We start from the raw sequence: 941 nt of genomic DNA on the forward strand, positions 1-941 counted from the left end.
TTTGATACAGCTGGCGAAGGTGCACGTTACGCTGACTGGGGCGGTATTATTATTAATGGTAACGGCATTACTGACCAATGTACCGATGCCGAACGTGAAGGCGCTACATGTAACGTCGCTTCAGAAGGTATTACAAGTTACTTTGGTGGTAACGATAATGCAGATTCTAGTGGCAATATTAAATGGGCTAAAATTTGGTATGCGGGTTCGGGTCCACGTGTTGGTGGTGAAGGCGATGATTTAAACTCTTTAACACTCAATGCTGTAGGTTCTGGTTCTGAGTTTGATTATTTACATATTCACCAAGGTTTTGATGATGGTATCGAAATTTTTGGTGGTGCTACAACGCTTAAACATGTTGCAGTAACAGATACGCAAGATGATTCATTTGACTTTGATGCAGGTTGGCAGGGTAAAGCTCAATACTTATTTATCCAGCACGGTACTGTAACGTTAAACGACGGCACAGTTGTAAACATGGGTAACAATGGCTTTGAATCTGATGGCGTTAAAGGTGCATCTTCTGAGCAAGTTTCTCCCTCTAACCCAACTGTTGCAAACGTCACTGTAATTACGACTGATGGCAACTCTGTACGCGATGATGACCCTTCACAAGCATATAAGTTTGATGATCAGTTCAATTCAAGTATTTACAACGCCGTTATTATTAAGAAAAACGCGACAAATACACAGTGTATTCAATTCTCTGGTGACGGCGAAAAGCAAGCTGACAAAATTTCATTTACAAGCTCTGTCATGGCGTGCTCTGCAAACTTTACTGATACAGATACTTTTGCAAGTGGACCATTAGAAGGTCAAACCAAAACAGCATGGTTTGAAAATGGCGGTGCTAATCAAATTCTAACTGATGACGTGGTGCTTCTTGCTGATAATGGTTTTGCAACTAACACAGCAGCTAGCGAAGTAACGGTTACAGCCAC

Annotated in this window: 1 pseudogene; it reads left to right on the top strand. The window is 41.6% G+C overall.

The features are described 5' to 3' along the window. Positions 1-941: pseudogene (locus L647_RS0101195) on the top strand (hypothetical protein); the annotation flags it as partial.

The sequence above is a fragment of the Pseudoalteromonas sp. TB64 genome, from assembly GCF_000498095.1.
Taxonomy (GTDB): Bacteria; Pseudomonadota; Gammaproteobacteria; order Enterobacterales; family Alteromonadaceae; genus Pseudoalteromonas.